Below are 21,359 nucleotides of genomic sequence, written 5' to 3' on the forward strand. Positions count from 1 at the left end.
TGCCTACTCATCGTCATCTTCATCCTCAGCTCGTTTTAAGATAGACTCTGGAATGGATTTCTTGGCTTTGGCCCCCATCTTCTTTAACTTCTCTATTGAAGTTATAATATTGCCACGGCCAACTACCAACTTACTCATAGCGCCTTTGTATTCAACCTTAGCCTCGTCCATTTTTTTACCTACCTTGGTTAAATCGCCTACAAAACCTTCAAATTTATCATACAAGGCACCTGCTTGTCTGGCAATTTCTATGGCATTTCGTTGTTGTTTTTCATTATTCCACATAGAATCTATGGTCCGTAAGGTTGCCAGTAAGGTAGATGGTGTAACTATAATAATATTTTGTTCAAAAGCCTTATTGTACAGATTGTTATCATTGTTTATTGCAATGGCAAACGCAGGTTCTATAGGAACAAAAAGCAAGACAAAATCCGGACTTTCCATTTCATACAAATCTTCATATTTTTTAGCAGAAAGTTGGTCTACGTGCTTGCGCAAGGATAGAATATGCTCTTTTAGAAATCGTTCTCTATCTATTTCCTCTTCTGCGTTTACATAGCGTTCGTAGGCCGTAAGCGAAACTTTAGAATCGACAATCATTTTTTTGCCATCGGGCAGGTTAATGATCACATCGGGCAATACCCTTGAACCGTCTTCTCGCGTAAAACTCTGCTGCACCGTGTATTCTCTGTCTTTTTCTAAGCCAGATTTTTCTAAAACCCTTTCCAATACAAGTTCGCCCCAATTGCCTTGCATTTTACTATCACCTTTTAAAGCCTTGGTTAAATTTTCAGCCTCTTGGGTAATTTTAAGGTTCTGACTCTGTAAATTAATCAATTGTTCTTTTAAGGCAGAGTGTATGCTGATGTTTTCCTTCTGACTGTCTTCAACTTTTTTCTCGAACAACAGAATTTTTTCCTGTAGCGGATGTAATATGTTCTTTATGTTTACTTGATTTTGTTCTGTAAACTTGGTGCTTTTTTCATCCAATATTTTATTGGCAAGATTCTCAAACTCTTTGGTAAATTTCTCTTGTAGCTTTTCTACTTCTTGCTTTTGCTCCGTATTTTTTAGCTGCAGATTTTCTAAATCTGCCTGATATCTGGTAATTTGGTTTCCCAGGTTTTCTTTTTCACTACGCAAGTTCGTTTTTTCATCTTCAATAGACAGCAATTTATTTTCTAGAGCAGTAATATTATTGTTCAATTGAGCTTCCCGCTCTAATAAGGTGCTTTGACTCGATTTCGTCTTTAGGTTTTCAATATAGTTGCCTAAAAAATAGCCTATAGCTAGGCATACGATTGCGATTAAAAGGTAAATTAAAAATTCGTTCATATAATTCTGTATTCTAAAAAAGTAAAGATAACAGTTTTGTCTCGTGTTTTCTTAACGGAAGAATAGAAGTAATTAACATAGTAGAACTACTTTATGCTAATTGATTTATACCACCCTAAAAGAACCGCTAGTAGCATCAAAAACAATGGTGTCCTTCGGGAAAAGGGTATCAAACTTATTGGTGGCAATTAGTTCGTTTGGGGTACCAAAATTACTGTTCTGTTTTTCTAATACCAAAATCTTGTCGCATAGCTGCAGGGCAACTTCAATTTCGTGGGTCGTAAATAAAATGGTTTTATTGGTTTTATGGGCAATCTGTTTCAATAATTTTAAAATTGTAGCCTTGTGGTACAAGTCTAAATGAGAAGTAGGTTCATCTAAAAGGATAATTGAAGTATCTTGAGCTAAAGCTCTGGCGATCATTACCTTTTGTAGCTGTCCGTCGCTGAGTTCATAACATTTTTTATGCTGCAGCCCTTCCAGTTTTACAAGGGTAATAGCTTCCGTAATTTTAGCCTTGTCTGTTGGGGTTAAGGTACCAATCCAGTTGGTGTAGGGTTGTCTTCCTAAGGCAATAACTTCTAGTACAGTTAAGTTTTTTGAAGCTATTTTTTCGGTGAGAACCAAACTGATTTTAGAGGCCAATTCGCCCGACTTATAATCCTCTATCACTTTATTGTCGATATGTATTTCTCCCTTTAGTTTTGGTTGTACATTACCTAAAGTACGCAATAATGTAGATTTCCCAATCCCATTAATCCCAACAATGGCAGTTAGCTCTCCCTGTTGTAAATCAAAATTTATCCCTGTTGATATAAGGTTTTGTTGTTTCTTGTTGCTATAGCCAATGCTAAGGTTGCTAACATGGAAGGTGATATTTTTGGGTTTGATAGGGTTCAAAGGATTTTTTTAAAAAGTCTATAAGTCAAAGTATAAAGTCTGATCGGTAAAAGTAATACGTTTATTTGGTATGCTGAATTTTAGTCGGTTTTTTTCGAAAATCGAAAGTATTATGTACAAAGTACAAAATAGGAGTTTGAAAGTCAAAAGCTAATTAAAATACCATTTTCTTTTTACGCACCAGTAACCAGATAACAACGGGAGCCCCAACAATAGATGTGATGGCATTTATAGGCAGTACATAGGCACTTGATGGTAATTGTGCGATTACATCGCAGAGAAGCATCAAAATAGCACCATATAGTAGTACGGCAGGGATTAGTGTTTTATGGTTTGTTGTATTAAAAATTTGTCGTGTTAAATGTGGTACAGCCAAACCGATGAAAGCAATGGGTCCGGCAAAAGCAGTTATGCCGCCAGCTAGTAATCCGGTAGCTGCAATAATAATATAGCGTTGCTTTTTGATGTTAACCCCTAGGCTACGCGCGTAGTTTTCACCCAATAAAAAAGCGTTTAACGATTTTATAGAGAGTACACTTAAAAATATCCCAATACTAATTATGGTACCCAATAAAGCCAATTGGTTCCAAGAGAGGTTGCCCAAACTGCCAAAAGACCAATATATGTACTGTTGTAATTGTTCAGCCGCTGTAAAATAAGAGAGTACACTTACAATGGCTGCCGTAATACTACCAAACATTAATCCAATAATTAACAAGGCCATTGTATCTTTTACTTTAGCAGCAACGAGCATTACTGCCAATAATACAGCAAAGCTACCAATGCTTGCAGCAATGGTAATTGTAAGGTCATTTACAAGGCCAAAAGTTAGAAACCCCGAGAGTAAGGAAGAGCCCATAATTAAGATTGCAGCACCCAAACTGGCACCAGAACTGATGCCCAATACAAAGGGACCGGCTAATGGATTTCTAAACAGGGTTTGCATTAACAGCCCACTTAAGGCAAGGCCGCTACCGGCTAACATAGCCGTTATTGCTTTTGGAATTCGATAATTTTTAATGATATACCCCCAAGATTCTTTCTGTGTTTCTCCTCCAAAAATAGCACTTAAGGTATCCGAAAAAGGAATACTAACCGAACCAAAACTTATGCTAATACCAAAACAGACTACAAGTAAAACAAGTAATAATAAGAAGGATAATTTGTAGGAGTTGGGATGCTGCACTTTATTGTAAGGGTTTAAAAAATAGTGGCTCGTGTTTTGGTAAGAGGTCTGGATGAAAAATATGGATAAGATCTTTTAACACCAAATCGGGTCTGTTAGGTGCGAGTTCAAAAAAGAGTACCCCTCCTGTTTCTCCTTTTGATAATGTTATGGTGTATATTTTTTTATTTTTATAAGCATCAAATTGTTGGTAATGTTCACTGGCATTGGCCATTTGTTTGTAGGTGCTATTGTTAGATGGCGAAATCCAATATTGGGCTGTACTAGCTTTGTCAAAAACACTTTCAACGCTTAAACCAACACCCCCAGTTTCATCTAAATTACTCCATAAATAATTGGCATTGGCATCTTTTAAAAACTGAGCCATCCAACTTTTTCCTCCAGCAACATGCCATAAATCTTTGTACAAACCACCTGTTAAAACACTAGGTCTGGTTTTAGATTTTTTGGCCAATTCATTGGCTTCAATATAGTCCTTTTCAATCGTTTTAAAAATAGAATCAGCCTTTGCTTCAGCCTTAAAAAAAGGAGCAAAAAATTTGATCCATTCCGCCTTTCCAAGTGGAGATTCCTCGGTCCAATCACCATTATATACCACAGGGATATTTGCGCGTTGCAGCGTGTTGTAGGTTTTATTTTGGTTGTCTATGCTAAAACCAACTACCACATCAGGGTTTAAGGCAATCACCATTTCTGTGTTTATAGATTGATTGGTTCCCAATTCTTCAATAGTACCTTGCTTAATTTGTGCTCTTGCTTTGGGGGATGAAATATAATCTGTATTTGGAAACCCAATGAGTTTATCCAAAACATCTAAGGCTTCCAAGGCGGGAATATGAGTGGTAGAGGTGACCACAATTTTTTCTATGGGCACCGTAACAATGGCATCGTATTGGTCTTTGTTTAGGGTAATGAATGCAGCTTTTTCTTTGGGTACTAAGGCGTAAGTGTAGGATGCTTCTGCATTAGGCCAAGGCGAAGAAATTTTTAATATAGTAATTCCATTTGCTTGTTTTTCTATGGTAAACCCTTTGGCGTAGCTGACCGTTGCAATAGAAGTCTGTTCAGATAGAGGTGTGTCTTTCGGTTTTTCATTCTGCTCTTTACAACCTATAGAAGAAAGTAGTATGGAAAGAATACAAATTTTGAAATAATGCATAGGTTGAATTTAAAAATTCAAAAGTAAGGTAATTTACTATTGAATAAAAAATTTGAATAAAAAGGATTACTTTTGCACCGAATTTTGGTTCGGACCGTTTAAAACGGAAAGATTAAAAGGGAATTCGGTTTAAATCCGAGACTGTTCCCGCAACTGTAAGCTAAGTTTACCAAGGGTAAATGCTTTTTGTAACTACAATCCACTGCCTTTTTAAGGTGGGAAGGAAGACAAAAAGACGCAAGTCAGGAGACCTGCCATTTTCAAACAATGAATGTTAAACTTTCGGGATAAAAGTTTTACGTGTGTGTACAGACATACGAAGGAATCTATCTGATTTCTACTCCCGTTTATGAATTAAACAAAATGAACAAAAATTTTATTGGTTTATGTGCAGCTGCAATGGCGTGCACTAGTGTTATGGCACAAGAACAAGCTACAATTCAACAATTAGACGAAGTTGTGGTTAGTGATTCTCGTTTTGCCCTAAAAAGGGAGAACTCTGGTAAGACAGTACTAAAAATTACAGCAGAAGAATTAGAAAGAAGTCAAGGCAAAACAGTAGCCGAAATCATTAATGCAAAAAGTGGCTTTTCAATAGCAGGTACTACCAGCAGAGAAGGTGCTGTATTAGGGGTGTATGCCCGTGGTGGTAGAGGAAGGCAGGTGTTAATTGTTATTGATGGTGTGCGTGTGTCAGACCCATCATCAGTGGGTCAAGAGTACGATTTAAGATTGCTTTCAGTAGCAAGTATAGCATCTATTGAAATTATTAAAGGAGCCGCAAGTACGCTTTACGGAACAAATGCAGCAACTGCCGTGATTAGTATTACAACTAAAACGGCTTCCAAAGCGAGCATCTCTGCTAATTTTCAGTCTAGTGTAGGTACCAACCAAACCGTAGAAGCTCAAAATTATGATGTAAACGATTTTGCGAATAGCGCTTTAATAAGTGGTACTGTGACTAAGTTTACCTATACATTGGGTTTTTCAAATAGATATTCCAATGGGTTGTCTGCTTTAGTTACACCGGCTAATGAAAAAGATGATTTTTCAAACTATAGTACCAATGTAAACTTAGGCTATGCTTTTTCTGATAAATTTTCGGTTAATGTTTATGGTAATCAAACCAAAAACAATGGTGCGTATGATGAGTCTTTTGGAATGATAGATGCGCCCTACGAGTTTATCAGTGAACAAAAAAGAGCAGGCTTGTCATCTATTTTCACTTATACTAATGGATCAATTGTATTAAATGGAGCATTTAGTGAGTATAGTTCAGAAAATATATCAGCCTTTCCAAGTGCTTACGAGGGAAAAAATAGTGTAGTTGATGTTTATAATAAATACAATTTTAACAATGCTTTTTATACTATTTTGGGAGTGAATTATATTCATGACGAAACAGAATATGTGGCTACACAAGATTTTTCTATTGTAGATCCTTACGCTAATGTTGTCTATGTTTCTGATTTTGGATTGAATCTAAATGTAGGGGCTCGTTTTAACAATCACTCTGAGTATGGATCTCATTTTGTATATAATTTTAATCCCTCTTTTACTTTGAAAAATGATAATGGGTATGTGAAATTGTTAGGGTCTTATGCTACTTCTTATATTACTCCAAGCTTAAATCAATTGTTTGGTAATTTTGGTGCCAATCCGGATTTAAACCCTGAAGAAGACCTTACCGTAGAAGGTGGATTGGAGTATGTAACAAATGATAAATTACGAGTAAGTGCTTTATACTTTAATAGAAAAGAAGAGAATTTTGTTTTTTATGGCGCAACTGGCTATGATAATGCAGCCAATACAGTACACGCTAAGGGGGTAGAAATAGAGTTAGATTATACACCAATAGCAGCGCTTAATTTTGGTGCTAACTATACATTTACAGAAAGAGAAGGAGATAGTGGTATTCGTTTACCCAAACATAAGGTAAATGGATATGCCAATTATAATTTTTCTGATAAAACAAATGCATCTTTAAACTACGCCATGGTTGGTAATAGATCAGATTCTGATTTTGCTACCTTTCCAGCTACAGATGTCAACTTGCACGCATATACATTATTAGATTTTTACTTTGCACATAAACTTATTGCTAATAAGTTGACTGTTTTTGTGAATGCAAGCAATTTATTGAATGAAAAATATACAGAAATTTTAGGATTTACAACAAAAGGAAGAAACTTTAGATTGGGTTTAAATCTAAGTTTATAAGACTACAAGTCGTTGTTAAAAATAATGATACCTACTTGTTATGTATAAAAAAAAAAGGGAGCGCTAACTTATTAGCACTCCCTTTTTTTTGATCAAATTATTTTACTGCTCCCAGGGCTTAATATCATTGGGCATAATATACATTTCATTACTAAATTTAGGTGTTTTTACACCGGCTTCTATGGCGGTCGCATTTTTATCTGCAAGCAAATTAAATTTACTAGAGGTACCCAATATATCATCTAAGGTGGCACGTAATAATGGTTCATCCGAATCACCAAAAGCTTTAATTCCTTTGTAATAATGCCATTCTATTACCTCAGTCTTAGGAGTAAAACCGTCATTGTAGTCATTTTCATCATTGGTGTTAAATATTTGAAAAACAATAGGCTGCATCCCTATAGTGTGTTTTGTGCTTCTATTGTCTGCATTTGTGTACGGATTGTCGGTGCCAATATTTGGAGCATCAACTACGGTAATAGAACCTTCGTTCTTACCTACGGTAGTTTCTCCAATGGTAGTTACCGGCATATAAGGTCTTAATCCGTTAATAATCATTTCACTTGCCGAAGCCGTTTTTCCAGTAGTAATAACATACAATTTGGTAATATCACTTAGTCTATTCATCGCTGTTGTACCGTCATAATCTCCTGTAGCTTTGTTGTATAAATAGACTTCATCAAAAAATGGATATAAAGACCCGTTTGAAGCATTACGCTTTGAATTATAAGTTAGTTTTGCAAAAATAGCGGCATTACTTTCTGCTGGGGCACCTCCATCTATCATACTTGCTAGCAAGGCCGATGTTAGTACTGAACCTCCTCCGTTATACCTAAAATCTAAAATAAGCTCGTCTATTCCTGCCGCTTTAAATTCGCCAAAAACATCGTTTAATTCCCCGTTATAGGTGCCGCGAAAACCATTGTATACCAAATAGCCAATTTTTTTCCCACCTTCTTCAATAACGCTTGTAAAATGTACCGGGTTTTCAGATATCGTTGCCGCCGTAATAGATTTTTCTGTCGTTTGTGTAATGGTATTGTCTTCAGAGACGGTTGCAAAACCTAAGCTTATGTTTTCTTCTGTATACAGATTGTTGATTAACAGATAGTTTTCTGTAGTTAATATTGTTCCGTCAATCTTAGAAATAATATCGCCTCTTTTAATTCCAGCAATTGCAGCTGGAGAATCAGGAGTAGTATATGCAACTACCTGAACAACGTTAGTGGTACCACTCACTTGTACAAATGGTCCTCGTGTTATACCATAGGATTTGCTAATCCCGTTGAAGCTATTTAATTGCTCAGCAACATCGTCTATATACCAAGAAAAATCGTCCTTACTGCTGTATACAAGTGCATCAAAAAGGTCTTCTGAGGAGTTGTAACTATTTAAATAGGTATTAAAACTATTAACATCATCATCCTTGGTATCCGCCAAAGCGTCTACATTTGGCTGCCAATAATACCAATAGTTTAATCCGTCCCAGATAAATTTATTTACTTCGCTCTTCAATGCAACATCTCCAGAAGTATCACCATCGTCGTCATTCTTGTTGCAGGCAGATAAAAATAAAATCAGCCCAGATAAAAGATATACAGTTTTTTTCATAGTATTTTTTTAATTTAGAACAGGTGTATAATTGGTAATTGCAATTATCATTCCATTTGTAAAGTAGCGCTACTTGTATATAGATATACGTAATTTAAGTTAAGTCGGTTTTTTAGTGTGAAAAATACTAACAACTTTAAGAATAAAAAATTATTTGTAACAAAATTCGTTATACTTCGTCTTGCTAATAGAACCCTTAGTATTGGGTTTTACAACAACCAAACTAAACAATGAAACAAACAGAATTTCTTAATGTGGTCTTGCCTTTTAAGGACAAGCTTTTTAGGTTAGCAAAAAGGTTGCTTGTTTCCACAGAAGAAGCGGAAGATGCAACGCAAGAAATACTGTTGAAACTATGGTCTAAAAATGATCGTATGAAGAGCTATGACAATGTGGAGGCGTTTGCTATGACCATGACCAAGAATTTTTGCTTAGACCGATTAAAATCGAAACAAGCAAGCAATTTAAAGTTGGTACATAGTAATTATACCGATACAAATGCGTCTTTACAAACACAAGTAGAAGTAAAGGATAGCGTGAGTTGGGTAGAAAAAATTATGGAGAGTCTACCAGAGAATCAAAAGATGGCATTGCAATTGCGAGATATAGAGCAATATGATTTTGATGAAATAGGAAAATTACTAGAAATGACACCAGTTGCCGTACGAGTAGCGTTGTCAAGAGCTAGAAAAACAGTCAGAGAGAAATTAATGGAAAAACACAATTATGGAATTGCATAATATAGAAAAGTTATTAGAAAAGTATTTGGAAGCTACCACGACGGTTGCTGAAGAAGAAACATTACGCACTTATTTTTTAAAGGGAGATATAGCACCTCATTTAAAAGAATACACAACTATGTTTCAGTATTTTTCTATGGCCAAAGAAGAACAGTTTACCAAGCAGGTACCATTAAAACCTAGAAAAAGTAATTACAAATGGTTATCCGTAGCAGCTGTAGCAGTTTTAGTATTTGGCATTTATTTTGGTAAGGATTACCAAGAGCAAAAACAAGCAGAATATGTTTTAAATGAAACAGAAAAAGCATTTCAACTTATTGCTCAAAATTTAAATAAAGGAACAGAGAAGCTGGTGTACCTTGGAAAATTAGAAGAAACGACAAACAAAATTTACACGAACAATTAAAATTAAATTATGAAAAAAATAATAATGATAGCAGTTATAGCTGCATTGCCATTCTCAGGGTTTTCACAGTCTCTGTTTGATAAGTTTGAAGACTTAGATAATGTGACTTCCGTAGTCATTAATAAAAGTATGTTTAACCTGTTAACTAAAATTGATGTTGAAGTAGACGATAAAGAAACACAAGATTTTATTGACATTGCTAAAAGCACCAACAGCTTAAAAGTGTTTATTACAGAAGATAAAGCCATAGGAGCAGATATGTATTCGGCGGTGAAGTCTTATTTAAAATCGGCATCTTTAGAAGAGTTAATGCGTGTTAAGGACAAGCAAGCGAATATTAAGTTTTATATAAAAAATGGGAAAGATGCAGACCACGTAAGTGAGTTATTGATGTTTATTAGTGGTATTCAAGATGTAAATTTTGATAGCCGAAAAATAGAAACTGTATTGTTATCCATTACGGGTGATATTGACCTAAATAAGATAAGTTCATTTACTAAGAAAATGAATTTACCTGATGAATTAAATAAGGTTAACCAAAAATAAGAGTACTAAGGTAGCTCTGAAAAAGCTTTCTAATCTACTTTTTTAACAATTCTAAAAACCTATAATAATGAAAAATAACATTAAAAATATAGCGGTAGCCTTGCTTTTAGTTGTGTCTCTAGCCAGTTGTTCATCTAGCCAGAGTCTACAAGAGTACTACGTAGATAGTAGCGAAAACTCTAATTTCTTATCTTTTGATATTCCTTCAAGTATTTTAAATATTGCAAGTGAAAATTTAACAGTTGAAGAGAAGAAAGCAGTGGAATCCATAAAAAAATTAAATGTTTTGGCATTTAAAAAAACAGGAGAGAACAGTGCCTCTTACAATGCGGAGAAGCTTAAGGTGAATTCTATTTTAAACAATAAGAAGTTTACCCAATTAATGAAAATTAATTCAAAATTTGCCAAAGGCGTAGTGAAGTATATTGGTAATGAAGATGCTATAGATGAAGTTATAATTTACGGACATACAGACAAGAAGGGTTTTGCTTTAATTCGTGTTATCGGCAATGATATGAATCCGGCACATTTGGGCCAATTAATTAGAGCTATGGAGAAATCGGATATCAATGAAGGGGCGCTCAAGGATCTTGGAAGTGTTTTTGGTCAATAAATAAAATAACAAGATTATAATGTAAACCCCACTTTTGAGCAATCAAGGGTGGGGTTTTCTTTAAGAAAAAAACGCAATAATTTCATATCATCAAATTGTTTTATCTTGTAGGCAACATTAACTAAAAATAAACAATATTATGACCTTACAAGACGCTGTAGACACAGCCGCTACAAGTACAGATTTTATGGGTAACCTAAATTGGGAAGGAGCCATGAGTTATATTGAGACTTATGGATTTCCTGTTTTAAAGGCAATTTTAATTTTCATCATTGGTTCCTGGGTTATTAAAAAGATTGTTGGGGCATCCAGAAAAATGATGGCCAAAAGTAATTATGACGAGTCGCTACAAAAATTTTTAATGAATCTGGTTGGGTGGGCACTCAAAATCTTTTTAGTAATTACTGTTATTGGAGCTTTAGGAGTAGAAACAACAAGTTTTGCTGCTGTAATAGCTGCAGCTGGTTTAGCAATTGGTTTGTCGTTACAGGGCTCTTTGGGGAATTTTGCGGGAGGCGTTTTAATTATGATTTTTAAACCCTATAAAATTGGAGATTTAATTGAAGCCCAAGGTGTTTTGGGACAAGTAAAAGAGATTGAAATTTTTACAACCAAATTAATTACTCCTCAAAATAAATTGGCTATTGTGCCAAATGGAGCAATGTCTAATGGGAATATCATTAATTATACTGCTGAAGGTAAAATTCGTGTGGACACTACGGTAGGGATTGGTTATGGTGAAGATTTACAAAAAGCTAAAATAGTATTGTTAGAGGTTTTAACTGCTAACCCTAAGGTTTTACAGGATCCTGTACCCTCTGTAAATGTATCAGAATTGGCAGATAGTTCTGTTAATTTGGTTGTACGCCCATTTTGTAAACCGGAAGATTATTGGGACGTATTTTTTGCGACCATAGAAGGTAGTAAAATAGCGTTAGACAAGGCAGGTATTGAAATTCCTTACCCACATGAGGTGCAAATAAATAAGTAATACAACGCTAACCTAAAAAAAGACCGCTAACTAGCGGTCTTTTTTATGTTTTTAACTTCTACAATTGTAAAAGGTGTATTAGATACCTGTATAATTGCTTGGGGTTATCGCTTTTAATTCTGTTTTAATAGCATCAGAAACCTCCAAAGTGTTTATAAAATTAGCAATAGATTGTTGGTTTATTTTTTCGTTGGTTCTCGTTAGTCCTTTTAAGGCTTCGTAAGGGTTAGGGTATGCCTCACGTCTTAAAATTGTTTGTATAGCTTCTGCTACTACTGCCCAATTATTTTCTAAATCCTGCTCAAACTTTTCTTTGTTGAGCAATAATTTATTCAATCCTTTTAAGGTAGATCCAAAAGCAATTACAGTATGTGCAAAAGGTACGCCAGCATTTCTTAATACTGTACTGTCTGTTAAATCTCTTTGCAATCTAGAAACCGGTAATTTGGCAGATAAATGCTCAAAAATAGCATTGGCTATCCCTAAGTTTCCTTCTGAATTTTCAAAATCTATCGGGTTTACCTTATGTGGCATAGCCGAAGATCCTACCTCTCCTGCCTTAATTTTTTGTTTAAAATAATCCATAGAAACATAGGTCCAGAAATCCCTATTTAAATCTATGAGTATGGTATTGATGCGTTTTACATTGTCAAATAAGGCAGCCATATGGTCATAGTGCTCTATTTGTGTTGTAGGAAATGAATGTTGTAAATCTAATTTTTCTTGTACAAAATTTTGTCCAAAGGCTCTCCAATCTATAGACGGGTAGGCCACTTTATGTGCATTGAAATTTCCGGTAGCTCCACCAAATTTTGCAGCGCTAGGAATGTCATTTAATAAATTAAATTGCTCTTTAAGACGGGTTGCATAAACAGCGATCTCTTTACCCAAACGGGTAGGAGAGGCAGGTTGCCCGTGGGTTCTAGCCAGCATCGGAATTTCAGCCCATTCTACAACTAATTCTTCAAGCTTCTCTAATACATCAAAATACATAGGTACATACACTTCATTCATAGCTTCCTTTATAGAAAGCGGAATAGCAGTATTGTTAATATCTTGTGAGGTTAATCCGAAGTGAATAAATTCTTTGTATTTTTCTAAACCAAGTTTGTCAAATTCCTTCTTAATAAAGTATTCAACAGCTTTTACATCGTGGTTTGTTACTTTTTCAATCTCTTTAATGGCTATTGCATCTTCCGTAGAAAAATTAGTATAAATAGACCGTAAACTTTCAAACAAAGCCGAATCAAAAGATTCCAATTGCGGCAAGGGAATCTCGCAAAGCGCAATAAAGTATTCAATTTCTACCCGAACTCTGTATTTTATTAATGCTTCTTCAGAAAAAAAAGGAGCTAAGGCTTCTACTTTGTTTCTGTATCTTCCGTCTATAGGAGAAATGGCATTTAATTGATTTAAAGACATCTGTTTTTGTATTGATTTTTAAAAGCTGCAAAGATAGTCAAAAGTTAAACTTTGTTTAAGCGTTTCTTAGTTTATCTATCGTTTAAATCGTATTATAACTGAGAATAAAGTTGAAAATTATAGTATGGCACTATTATAATTTAGCCAATGTCATTCTGGCTCTGGCTTTATATGCAGCGGTTCCTGTAGCATAGTTCTGTTCCAATATTATTCGTAGTTCTGGATGTATCCAAGGGAATGTTCTTCCCAATAGTAATAAACTGGTCATTGAATACGCTTGTGCCGCCACCTTATGGTCGCCAATAAGCCAATCAAAACAGGCCGTTGTAATATCTTCCAAATGCTGTTTTTTTACTACAGATTGAATAATGTTCTCTTGTTTCGCGTAGTATTGAAGAATAAGTATTTCGCAAATTTTTGCATTGGGCCTAATACTAGACTCTAAAGTTAATGTATGCAGACCTTTGGTGAAATCATTTAGGACCGGGAATAATATAGTTATGTCTTGTTTTACTGTAAATTCCATCACCCAAGCAGCCTTACAAGAAATAGGATCTTTTACCTTAAAAACTAATTCCAATAACAGTGGCATTAACAGGGGTTGATCTAAAATTAGGTCGGAGATTTCCTGTCTTTTCTCTCTAGAGTGATTTACGCCACTTACAAGCCGTTCGTATAATGCTGATTTCGTCACAAAAATTTGTATTTTGCAGTTGTAAATTTAGAACGATGAAAATACTAAAAAAAATTCTAGTTGCGTTATTGCTTGTTTTAATTGCAATGCAATTTTATAGACCTGATAAAAACAGCGCAGAAACCGATTTAAAAACGGCCTTTTTGACAGAAACTAATCCTTCTGCGGAACTGCAAAACATCTTTGAAAGTAGTTGTTTTGACTGTCATAGTAATACTACCTCATACCCTTGGTATAACAATATAGCCCCCGTTTCTTATTGGTTGGCAGATCATATTAAAGACGGAAAGAAACATTTAAATTTTTCAGAATGGGAGACGTATTCTGCAAAGAAAAAAGATCATAAGCTTGAGGAAGTGATAGAAATGGTTGGAGAAGGAGAAATGCCATTGCAAGAATATACCTGGACACACAATGAGGCCAAACTTTCAGAAGCACAAGTTGCTGCTGTAATAGACTGGGCTAAAAAAACTAGATTGCTTTACCAATTAGGTCAGCAACCAGAATAGGAACGCCAACAACAGCAGTTTTGGAAAGTATACTGAGGTTGTTAAATTCGCTGGCCCTAATTTTAGGTTGGGGATCTATAAAATAAATGGGCGTGTTTTGTTTTACATAGTGTACCAAGCTTGCCGCTGGATAAACTTGCATGGAGGTACCTATAATTATTAGTATATCTGCTTGTTGTGTTATTTGAGCCCCTTTTTCTAGTAAAGGAACTTCTTCCCCAAACCAAACAATATGGGGTCTTAGCTGATGGCCATGTTGGCTTAAATCACCCAAAACCAATTCTTTTTTCCAGGGTAGTACAACCAATTCATTTTTAGTACAGCGTGCCTTTAAGAGTTCTCCATGTAGGTGTATCACATTGGTGCTGCCGGCACGTTCATGAAGGTCATCCACATTTTGAGTAATAATGGTCACATTGTATTGCGCTTCTAGCTTGGTTAAGGCGAGATGGGCATTATTTGGTTCTACTGCTAATAGCTGTTTTCTTCGCTGATTGTAAAAATTCAATACTAGGGCTGGGTTGTCTGCAAAGCCTTTTGGCGATGCAACTTGCATTACATCATATCCTTCCCAAAGGCCATTGTCATCTCTGAACGTCTTTATTCCACTTTCAGCGCTAATACCAGCTCCAGTAAGTATTACAATGTTTTGCTTCATTTGCACAGTTTTCAATTTTTATAAAATTAAACTTTTCTTTTTATATTCGGTTTATGATAGATGAGCAACTCCTAAAATATCTAGAAAATATTATTAGCCCTGAGCGAAAAGAACGGTTTATAGAAGTCTTGGAAAACAGGACCAATTTTATAACGGTGGCCATTGAGGATGTTTTTCAATTGCATAACACCAGTGCTGTTGTACGCAGTTGTGATGCCTTTGGGGTGCAGACGGCCCATTTAATAGAAAGCAAATATAGTGAGCGCTTAGATAAAAACATAGCTATGGGGGCAGAGCAATGGATAGATACACCTAGGTATGACACGACAGCGGCATGTATTGATGAATTGAAGGCTAAAGGATATAAAATTATTGCAAGCTCTCCACATACCGATTCGTTTTTATTGGACGATTTTGTGATTGATGAAAAAGTAGCACTTTTTTTTGGAACTGAGCGAAGTGGATTAAGTCAGGAAGTGTTAGATAAGGCAGATGGTTTTGTTAAAGTCCCAACGGTAGGTTTTAGCGAAAGTTTAAACATTTCAGTATCTGCGGCAATAATTTTACAAGACTTAACCGTTAAGTTGAAAAAAACAAATTTAAAGTGGCAACTTTCAGAGGAAGAGAAACTAAATAAAAGACTGGATTGGACCAAAAAATCCATAAAAAGTATTGATGAAATTTTGATGAGGTACTATAAATAGGGGTAGAAAGCATTTTTTACAAGTATTATTTTGTAAATTGAAGCACCAACTAAACTATAAACCAATGATGCTAGCTGTTTATATTCTAATAGGATTAGTAATTCTAGTCTTTATTTTAGCTGTTGTAGCCCCGAAAAACTACGAAGTATATAGAACCGTGGATATCGCTCGTTCAACAGAAGATGTTTTTGAATATCTTAAATACGTCAAAAATCAAGAAATTTGGTCGCCTTGGGCAAAGAAAGACCCTGATATGGCCCGAAAATATACGGGTGAAGACGGTGCCGTGGGGTTTGTAAGTTATTGGAACGGTAATAAAGAAGTAGGTGAAGGAGAACAAGAAATAACTGCCGTGGTTAGAAACGAACGGATAGATGGAGAATTGCGGTTTTTAAAACCTTTTAGATCTAATTCCAATTGTTATTTTAAGGTGTATCCTGTTGCCGAAAATAGAACCAAAGTAAGTTGGGGTTTTTCAGGTAAAAATGTATTTCCTATGAATGTATTTATGTTATTTATGAATATGGATAAGGCCGTTGGTAAGGATTTTGAAGAGGGCCTTGCCGAATTAAAAAAAATATTAGAAAATTAGGGAAGCTTATTTGTTTGCACAATCTGTCAAAGCATCCAAGGTGTTTTTTGCTATTTCTTTTGTTCTTAGATGGTAATACCTTTTAGCTTCAGTCAATTCAGCATGCAACAACTTTCCTTCGCTTTTTTCAAAAATTGAAAGGGCAATCTTATACCCTTCTTTGCAATTATCTGTATTGAGTATTGTAGTCATCGATTCCTCAAAAGGAACCAAAATACTATCAATTTTAGCGTAGAGTAATTTGTTTTGCGACGCAGTTTGGTTAACAATGGTTCCTGAATTGTTATTTTCAGGGCTGTATTTGTTATTTAAACTGTATGCTGTTATTGAGTCTATGCTTATGGAAATATCTTTTTTTGCTTGTGAAAGCATTGATTTCGCCGTCGCAATGGATGCTGATTGGGTTACATTTTTTAATAATGTAAGTCCTTTAAGAATGATGGTTTCTGCACTTTGACATCCACAATCATCTATTTTTGTGTCTAATTTTTGCAAGGTGTTAACAGCCTTATAAGTATAATATTTTAAGGTGTTTAAGGTAGGAGCATTTTCTGCATTCGTCGCTTGCTTTATAGCGTATCCTAAGTTTGAATTCAGTACGTCACAGGCTGTATTCTCTTTAAAGGAATACAACTGTAATACAATTACCAGTAGGAGTAAAAATGTAGTCTTTTTCTTCATAACAGGACAGATTTGGGAGGTCCTTAAATACAAACGAAAGTACAAGATACTAGGAAACTGATAAAATACCTTTTATATTCGTTGAATAGGCAAAAAAGTCTATTAACCTACCTTTTTAGTGATCAAATAATCAAAAAAAGGTATATTCAAACTTTTAATAACCCAAAATAATAGCGGTGCGTAAAGTAGATATAAAAGAGTATAAGGTAGATAAGGGTACAAATATTAGTAGTGCTATCACCAATGAAAATTTTGGACAGTCTGATAAGAAGTTAAAAAAAGAATTAGAAGACATTCGTGAGGAACTTGGAGATTTCCAGGACACCCTCTATGCACACGGAAAATATAGTGTTTTAATTTGTTTACAAGGAATGGATACAGCAGGGAAGGATAGCCTTATTCGTGAAGTTTTTAAAGACTTTAATGCCCGCGGTGTTGTGGTTTATAGTTTTAAGGTTCCTACGGAGCTAGAATTAAAGCATGATTATTTATGGCGCCATTATATTGCCTTACCCGCAAAAGGTAAATTTGGAGTATTCAATAGAACGCATTACGAAAATGTATTGGTGACCCGTGTGCATCCAGAGTATATTATGAATGAGCACATACCTGGAGTACATAGTGTTGCGGATATTACGGACGAATTTTGGGCAAAAAGATTTGAACAAATAAATGCATTTGAAAAGCATATTGCAGACAATGGTACCTTAATTTTTAAATTCTTTTTAAATGTCTCAAAAGAAGAACAACGCCAACGTTTATTGCGTAGGTTGGCCTTAAAAGAGAAAAATTGGAAGTTTTCTCCGGGCGACTTAAAGGAGCGGAAGTTGTGGGATAAGTACCAAGAATGTTATAAAGATGCCATTACTAGAACCTCAAAACCTAAAGCACCGTGGTATATTGTTCCTGCAGATAATAAAAACGGTGCACGTGTTATTGTAGCTTCCATCTTATTACAAGAGCTAAAAAAATACACAGACATTAAAGAGCCAGAGTTAGACCATAAAATACAGGTGAACCTAGAAGAATATAAAAACCAATTAGAATCAGAATAAAAATGAAAAAATTAAGCATACTATTCCTTTTATTAAGTACCCTGGGTTTTTCACAATCCGCAGATGAAAAACAAATGAAGTCAATTTATGATATGGCCTTAACGGATGGGATGGCCTACGATTGGCTAAATCATATTTCAAATCAAATAGGTGGTAGGTTGTCTGGTTCGGTAGAAGCGCAAATGGCAGTTGATTATACAAAAAAGGAGTTGGAGGATTTGGGGGTAGACCGTGTTTGGTTGCAGCCTGTAATGGTTCCTAAATGGGTTAGAGGTTTGCCTGAAAGTGCTAAAATTGTTACCGAAGACGGTACAGCCGTTACGGTACCTATTTGTGCACTGGGTGGTTCTGTGGCAACACCAGCTTTAGGTATTAACGCCAATGTTGTTGAAGTACAGGGAATAGATGATTTAGCACGTTTGGGAAGAGAAAAGATAGAAGGAAAAATTGTATTTTTTAACAGACCAATGGATCCAACGGAGATCGTTACGTTTACCGCTTACGGGGGCTGTGTAGATCAAAGGTATTCCGGGGCTGCAGAGGCTGGAAAATTAGGAGCAATTGGCGTTATAGTTCGCTCTGTAAATCTGCGTTTGGATGATTACCCGCACACCGGGGCTATGAGTTATGGAGATACTCCCGTAAAGAATAGGATTCCCGCAGCAGCTATAAGTACAAAAGGGGCAGATTTATTGTCCACTTCCCTTCATTTAAACCCTAAAACTAAGTTTTACTTTAAACAAAATTGCAGGCAATTAGAAGATGTGCAATCGTATAATGTGGTCGGGGAGATAAAAGGGAGTATGTATCCTAATGAGATTATTCTCGTTGGAGGACATTTGGATTCTTGGGACTTAGGCGATGGGTCGCATGATGATGGTGCAGGTTGTGTTCAAAGCATGGATGTTCTTCGGTTAATAAAAGCCTCTGGATATGTTCCAAAGAGAACAATACGTGTGGTTTTATTCATGAACGAAGAAAATGGTTTGCGCGGTGGAAGTAAATACGCTGAGGTTGCCAAAAATAAAAAAGAGAACCACATATTTGCCTTAGAAAGCGATGCCGGTGGATTTTCACCAAGAGGTTTTTCTTTTGATAGTTCTGAAGCTAATTTTGATCGGATTCAAGAATGGAAAAAATTGTTTGAACCTTATTTAATTCATTTGTTTGAAAAAGGAGGTAGCGGGGCAGATATTGGACCTTTAAAAAATCCAAATATGGTATTGGCGGGACTTAGACCAGATTCTCAACGTTATTTTGACCACCACCATGCCGCCAATGATACGTTTGAGCACGTTAATAAAAGAGAGTTGGAACTTGGTGCCGCAACGATGGCCAGTTTGGTTTATCTGTTTGATAAATATGGTATTGTGCCTCCAAAAAAGATAAAAGGTTAATTGTTGGATGCGGATAAACAACTAAACTTTTTACAACAAAAAACAATTCCTTATCTTTGCGGCTCATAAAAAATAAGCGATATGCAAGACGGAATTTACGCAAAATTCAATACTACTAAAGGTGAAATTTTAGTAAAATTAACTCACGATAAAACACCAGGTACAGTTGGTAACTTTGTTGCTTTGGCTGAAGGAAATTTAGAAAACTCGGTAAAACCACAAGGGACACCGTATTACAATGGATTAAAATTTCATAGGGTAATTCCAGATTTTATGATTCAAGGTGGTTGTCCACTTGGTACAGGTACTGGAGATGCAGGTTATAAATTTGACGATGAATTTCATCCAGAACTTACCCATTCTAAACCAGGCGTATTGTCTATGGCAAACGCAGGCCCTGGTACCAATGGAAGTCAGTTTTTTATAACTCACATCGCAACTCCTTGGTTGGATAATAAGCATACTGTTTTTGGACATGTAGAAAATGGTCAAGAAGTTGTAGATGCTGTTGCACAAGACGATGCTCTTGAAAGTATAGAAATTGTTAGAGTAGGAACAGAAGCAGAAGGGTGGAATGCAGTTGAAGCTTTTAGAACTTTTGAAGGTTCAAGAGAAAAAAGAGTAGCAGAAGAAAAAGCAAAAGCAGCAGCAGAAATGGAAAAATTAGCAGCTGGCTTTGAAGAAACTGCCTCTGGATTACGCTATAAAATTATTCAAAAAGGAAAAGGAGCCAAAGCGGAAAGCGGAAAAACAGTTTCTGTGCACTATGAGGGTTCTTTAACAAGTGGTCAAGTTTTTGATTCGTCTTACAAGCGAAATGAGCCTATAGATTTTCAATTGGGTGTTGGCCAAGTAATTCCTGGATGGGATGAAGGTATAAGTTTATTAGAGATAGGAGACAAAGCACGTTTTGTAATTCCTTCTAACTTAGCTTACGGTAGCGCAGGTGCAGGTGGAGTAATACCACCAGATGCGACATTAATTTTTGATGTTGAATTAATGAACGTTAAATAAGTTCACTTTAAGCATAACTATTTTCAAGACCTCTCTTTTCTAAAGAGGGGTTTTTTGGTTTTGATAGAAAACCTCCATTTACACTTACAGATAAAAGAACGATGTTCACTAGAATTAGAACAGATAAAATGAGAAAAAAAGCGATCATAATGTTGTGGTTAATACGGTTATTTAAGGGTGTGTACTAATGAAACAATTCAGGAGGTAAAAACCCTACAATATTTTTTAACTTGTTCATATAATTTGGGGGAAACTATACGTATTAAAAAGAAGACACCTAAACGTTAAAAGGGTTGCGTAAAAAAAGTAAGAATTTATTTATTTTTATGTAGCTTAGGGTAAATTACCACTAAAAATAACAAATAAAGACGCTAATTCTATGAATAACAGCAGCTTGGAACAGCTTAAATTCCCCATAGGACATTTTAATTGTCATAAAGAAATTTCTGATTCCGAAATCTCTAAATGGATTACAGTACTCGAAAATTTCCCCCAAAAGTTACAAAGTTTAGTGGCTAACTTAAGTGAACAGCAATTAAATACTGTGTATAGACCTGGTGGGTGGACGGTAAAACAACTAATTCATCATATTGCCGATAGTCACCACCACAGTTATACGCGCTTTAAATGGGCTTTAGCAGAAGACAATCCCATCATCAAGGCTTATGAAGAAAAGGACTGGGCAAGTTTGGTAGACTCCAGGACTGCACCAATAGCATTGTCTTTAAATTATATTACGGCCTTACATGCAAAAATGGTATTTATGTTAAAGGGGCTTTCTCCTGAAGATTTGCAGCGCTGTTATGTGCATCCAGTAGGAAAAGTAGTTGTTTCCATTTCAGAAAATATGGGTAAATATGCATGGCATTGCAACCACCATTACGCACACATAGAAAATTTATGTAACTCCAAAGGCTGGTTGTAAA

Annotated in this window: 22 protein-coding genes and 1 riboswitch; of the genes, 13 read left to right on the plus strand and 9 right to left on the minus strand. The window is 35.6% G+C overall.

Annotated features, from left to right (window positions below; all coding sequences use genetic code 11):
• Positions 1 to 3: 3 nt before the first annotated feature.
• The 4 genes from rmuC to MWU65_RS10905 form a co-directional block, all read right to left on the minus strand.
• Positions 4 to 1,335, minus strand: coding sequence for a DNA recombination protein RmuC (gene rmuC, locus MWU65_RS10890; RefSeq protein WP_247077900.1), 1,332 nt, complete (start codon positions 1,333 to 1,335; stop codon positions 4 to 6).
• A gap of 105 nt (positions 1,336 to 1,440) precedes the next feature.
• A complete protein-coding gene (locus MWU65_RS10895) occupies positions 1,441 to 2,235 on the minus strand; it encodes an ABC transporter ATP-binding protein (RefSeq protein ID WP_247077901.1) in 795 nt (264 codons plus the stop codon).
• Positions 2,236 to 2,389: 154 nt separating this feature from the next.
• A complete protein-coding gene (locus MWU65_RS10900; RefSeq protein ID WP_247077902.1) occupies positions 2,390 to 3,421 on the minus strand; it encodes an iron ABC transporter permease in 1,032 nt (343 codons plus the stop codon).
• Between the two features lies 1 nt (position 3,422).
• Positions 3,423 to 4,580: an ABC transporter substrate-binding protein gene (locus tag MWU65_RS10905; protein ID WP_247077903.1), complete on the minus strand. Its 1,158-nt coding sequence runs from the start codon at positions 4,578 to 4,580 to the stop codon at positions 3,423 to 3,425.
• A gap of 68 nt (positions 4,581 to 4,648) precedes the next feature.
• Positions 4,649 to 4,854, plus strand: a riboswitch (cobalamin riboswitch).
• 89 nt (positions 4,855 to 4,943) lie between these two features.
• On the opposite strand from MWU65_RS10905, the gene MWU65_RS10910 reads away from it, so the two are divergent.
• Positions 4,944 to 6,800, plus strand: coding sequence for a TonB-dependent receptor plug domain-containing protein (locus MWU65_RS10910; RefSeq protein WP_247077904.1), 1,857 nt, complete (start codon positions 4,944 to 4,946; stop codon positions 6,798 to 6,800).
• Between the two features lie 102 nt (positions 6,801 to 6,902).
• On the opposite strand, the gene MWU65_RS10915 is transcribed toward MWU65_RS10910, so the two are convergent.
• On the minus strand, positions 6,903 to 8,411 hold the full coding sequence (locus tag MWU65_RS10915) for a S41 family peptidase (protein ID WP_247077906.1): 1,509 nt from the start codon (positions 8,409 to 8,411) through the stop codon (positions 6,903 to 6,905).
• A 230-nt stretch (positions 8,412 to 8,641) separates the two neighbouring features.
• On the opposite strand from MWU65_RS10915, the gene MWU65_RS10920 reads away from it, so the two are divergent.
• The 5 genes from MWU65_RS10920 to MWU65_RS10940 all read left to right on the plus strand — a co-directional run bounded on the left by MWU65_RS10920 (position 8,642) and on the right by MWU65_RS10940 (position 11,707).
• On the plus strand, positions 8,642 to 9,151 hold the full coding sequence (locus tag MWU65_RS10920; protein ID WP_247077908.1) for a sigma-70 family RNA polymerase sigma factor: 510 nt from the start codon (positions 8,642 to 8,644) through the stop codon (positions 9,149 to 9,151).
• On the plus strand, positions 9,138 to 9,557 hold the full coding sequence (locus MWU65_RS10925; RefSeq protein WP_247077910.1) for a hypothetical protein: 420 nt from the start codon (positions 9,138 to 9,140) through the stop codon (positions 9,555 to 9,557). The genes MWU65_RS10920 and MWU65_RS10925 overlap by 14 nt, the downstream gene beginning before the upstream one ends.
• Positions 9,558 to 9,566: 9 nt before the next feature.
• Complete coding sequence (locus MWU65_RS10930) at positions 9,567 to 10,103, plus strand: DUF4252 domain-containing protein (RefSeq protein ID WP_247077912.1); 537 nt, start codon at positions 9,567 to 9,569, stop codon at positions 10,101 to 10,103.
• A 67-nt stretch (positions 10,104 to 10,170) separates the two neighbouring features.
• Complete coding sequence (locus MWU65_RS10935; RefSeq protein WP_247077914.1) at positions 10,171 to 10,716, plus strand: DUF4252 domain-containing protein; 546 nt, start codon at positions 10,171 to 10,173, stop codon at positions 10,714 to 10,716.
• Positions 10,717 to 10,903: 187 nt separating this feature from the next.
• Positions 10,904 to 11,707 carry a mechanosensitive ion channel domain-containing protein gene (locus MWU65_RS10940; protein WP_247078061.1) on the plus strand — a complete coding sequence of 268 codons (804 nt, stop codon included), beginning with the start codon at positions 10,904 to 10,906 and terminating at the stop codon, positions 11,705 to 11,707.
• Positions 11,708 to 11,785: 78 nt separating this feature from the next.
• Here MWU65_RS10940 and purB read toward each other — a convergent pair whose 3' ends face one another.
• Complete coding sequence (gene purB, locus MWU65_RS10945) at positions 11,786 to 13,129, minus strand: adenylosuccinate lyase (RefSeq protein WP_247077916.1); 1,344 nt, start codon at positions 13,127 to 13,129, stop codon at positions 11,786 to 11,788.
• A gap of 133 nt (positions 13,130 to 13,262) precedes the next feature.
• Positions 13,263 to 13,823, minus strand: coding sequence for an adenylosuccinate lyase (locus MWU65_RS10950; RefSeq protein ID WP_247077918.1), 561 nt, complete (start codon positions 13,821 to 13,823; stop codon positions 13,263 to 13,265).
• Between the two features lie 35 nt (positions 13,824 to 13,858).
• On the opposite strand from MWU65_RS10950, the gene MWU65_RS10955 reads away from it, so the two are divergent.
• Positions 13,859 to 14,332: a heme-binding domain-containing protein gene (locus tag MWU65_RS10955; protein ID WP_247077920.1), complete on the plus strand. Its 474-nt coding sequence runs from the start codon at positions 13,859 to 13,861 to the stop codon at positions 14,330 to 14,332.
• Here MWU65_RS10955 and MWU65_RS10960 read toward each other — a convergent pair.
• Positions 14,295 to 14,990 carry an NAD-dependent deacylase gene (locus MWU65_RS10960; RefSeq protein ID WP_247077922.1) on the minus strand — a complete coding sequence of 232 codons (696 nt, stop codon included), beginning with the start codon at positions 14,988 to 14,990 and terminating at the stop codon, positions 14,295 to 14,297. The genes MWU65_RS10955 and MWU65_RS10960 overlap by 38 nt on opposite strands.
• Before the next feature lie 53 nt (positions 14,991 to 15,043).
• Here MWU65_RS10960 and MWU65_RS10965 point away from each other — a divergent pair, with 53 nt between their 5' ends.
• Together MWU65_RS10965 and MWU65_RS10970 are read left to right on the plus strand one after the other, a co-directional pair.
• A complete protein-coding gene (locus MWU65_RS10965; RefSeq protein WP_247077924.1) occupies positions 15,044 to 15,694 on the plus strand; it encodes an RNA methyltransferase in 651 nt (216 codons plus the stop codon).
• A 64-nt stretch (positions 15,695 to 15,758) separates the two neighbouring features.
• Positions 15,759 to 16,286, plus strand: a complete 528-nt coding sequence (locus MWU65_RS10970) for an SRPBCC family protein (protein WP_348646034.1) — start codon at positions 15,759 to 15,761, stop codon at positions 16,284 to 16,286.
• 6 nt (positions 16,287 to 16,292) lie between these two features.
• Here the strand turns inward: MWU65_RS10970 and MWU65_RS10975 are convergent, their stop codons facing one another.
• Positions 16,293 to 16,967 carry a hypothetical protein gene (locus MWU65_RS10975; RefSeq protein WP_247077926.1) on the minus strand — a complete coding sequence of 225 codons (675 nt, stop codon included), beginning with the start codon at positions 16,965 to 16,967 and terminating at the stop codon, positions 16,293 to 16,295.
• 176 nt (positions 16,968 to 17,143) lie between these two features.
• Here MWU65_RS10975 and MWU65_RS10980 point away from each other — a divergent pair, with 176 nt between their 5' ends.
• The 4 genes from MWU65_RS10980 to MWU65_RS10995 all read left to right on the plus strand — a co-directional run bounded on the left by MWU65_RS10980 (position 17,144) and on the right by MWU65_RS10995 (position 21,358).
• The gene (locus MWU65_RS10980; protein ID WP_247077928.1) at positions 17,144 to 18,022 is read left to right on the plus strand and encodes a PPK2 family polyphosphate kinase; all 879 of its coding nucleotides are present in this window, start codon (positions 17,144 to 17,146) and stop codon (positions 18,020 to 18,022) included.
• Positions 18,023 to 18,024: 2 nt separating this feature from the next.
• Positions 18,025 to 19,419: a M28 family peptidase gene (locus MWU65_RS10985; protein ID WP_247077930.1), complete on the plus strand. Its 1,395-nt coding sequence runs from the start codon at positions 18,025 to 18,027 to the stop codon at positions 19,417 to 19,419.
• 81 nt (positions 19,420 to 19,500) lie between these two features.
• A complete protein-coding gene (locus tag MWU65_RS10990; RefSeq protein ID WP_247077932.1) occupies positions 19,501 to 20,433 on the plus strand; it encodes a peptidylprolyl isomerase in 933 nt (310 codons plus the stop codon).
• A 379-nt stretch (positions 20,434 to 20,812) separates the two neighbouring features.
• On the plus strand, positions 20,813 to 21,358 hold the full coding sequence (locus MWU65_RS10995) for a YfiT family bacillithiol transferase (protein WP_247077933.1): 546 nt from the start codon (positions 20,813 to 20,815) through the stop codon (positions 21,356 to 21,358).
• Position 21,359: the final 1 nt, after the last annotated feature.

Origin of the sequence: Cellulophaga sp. F20128 (assembly GCF_023015805.1) — a bacterium.
Taxonomy (GTDB): domain Bacteria; phylum Bacteroidota; class Bacteroidia; order Flavobacteriales; family Flavobacteriaceae; genus Cellulophaga.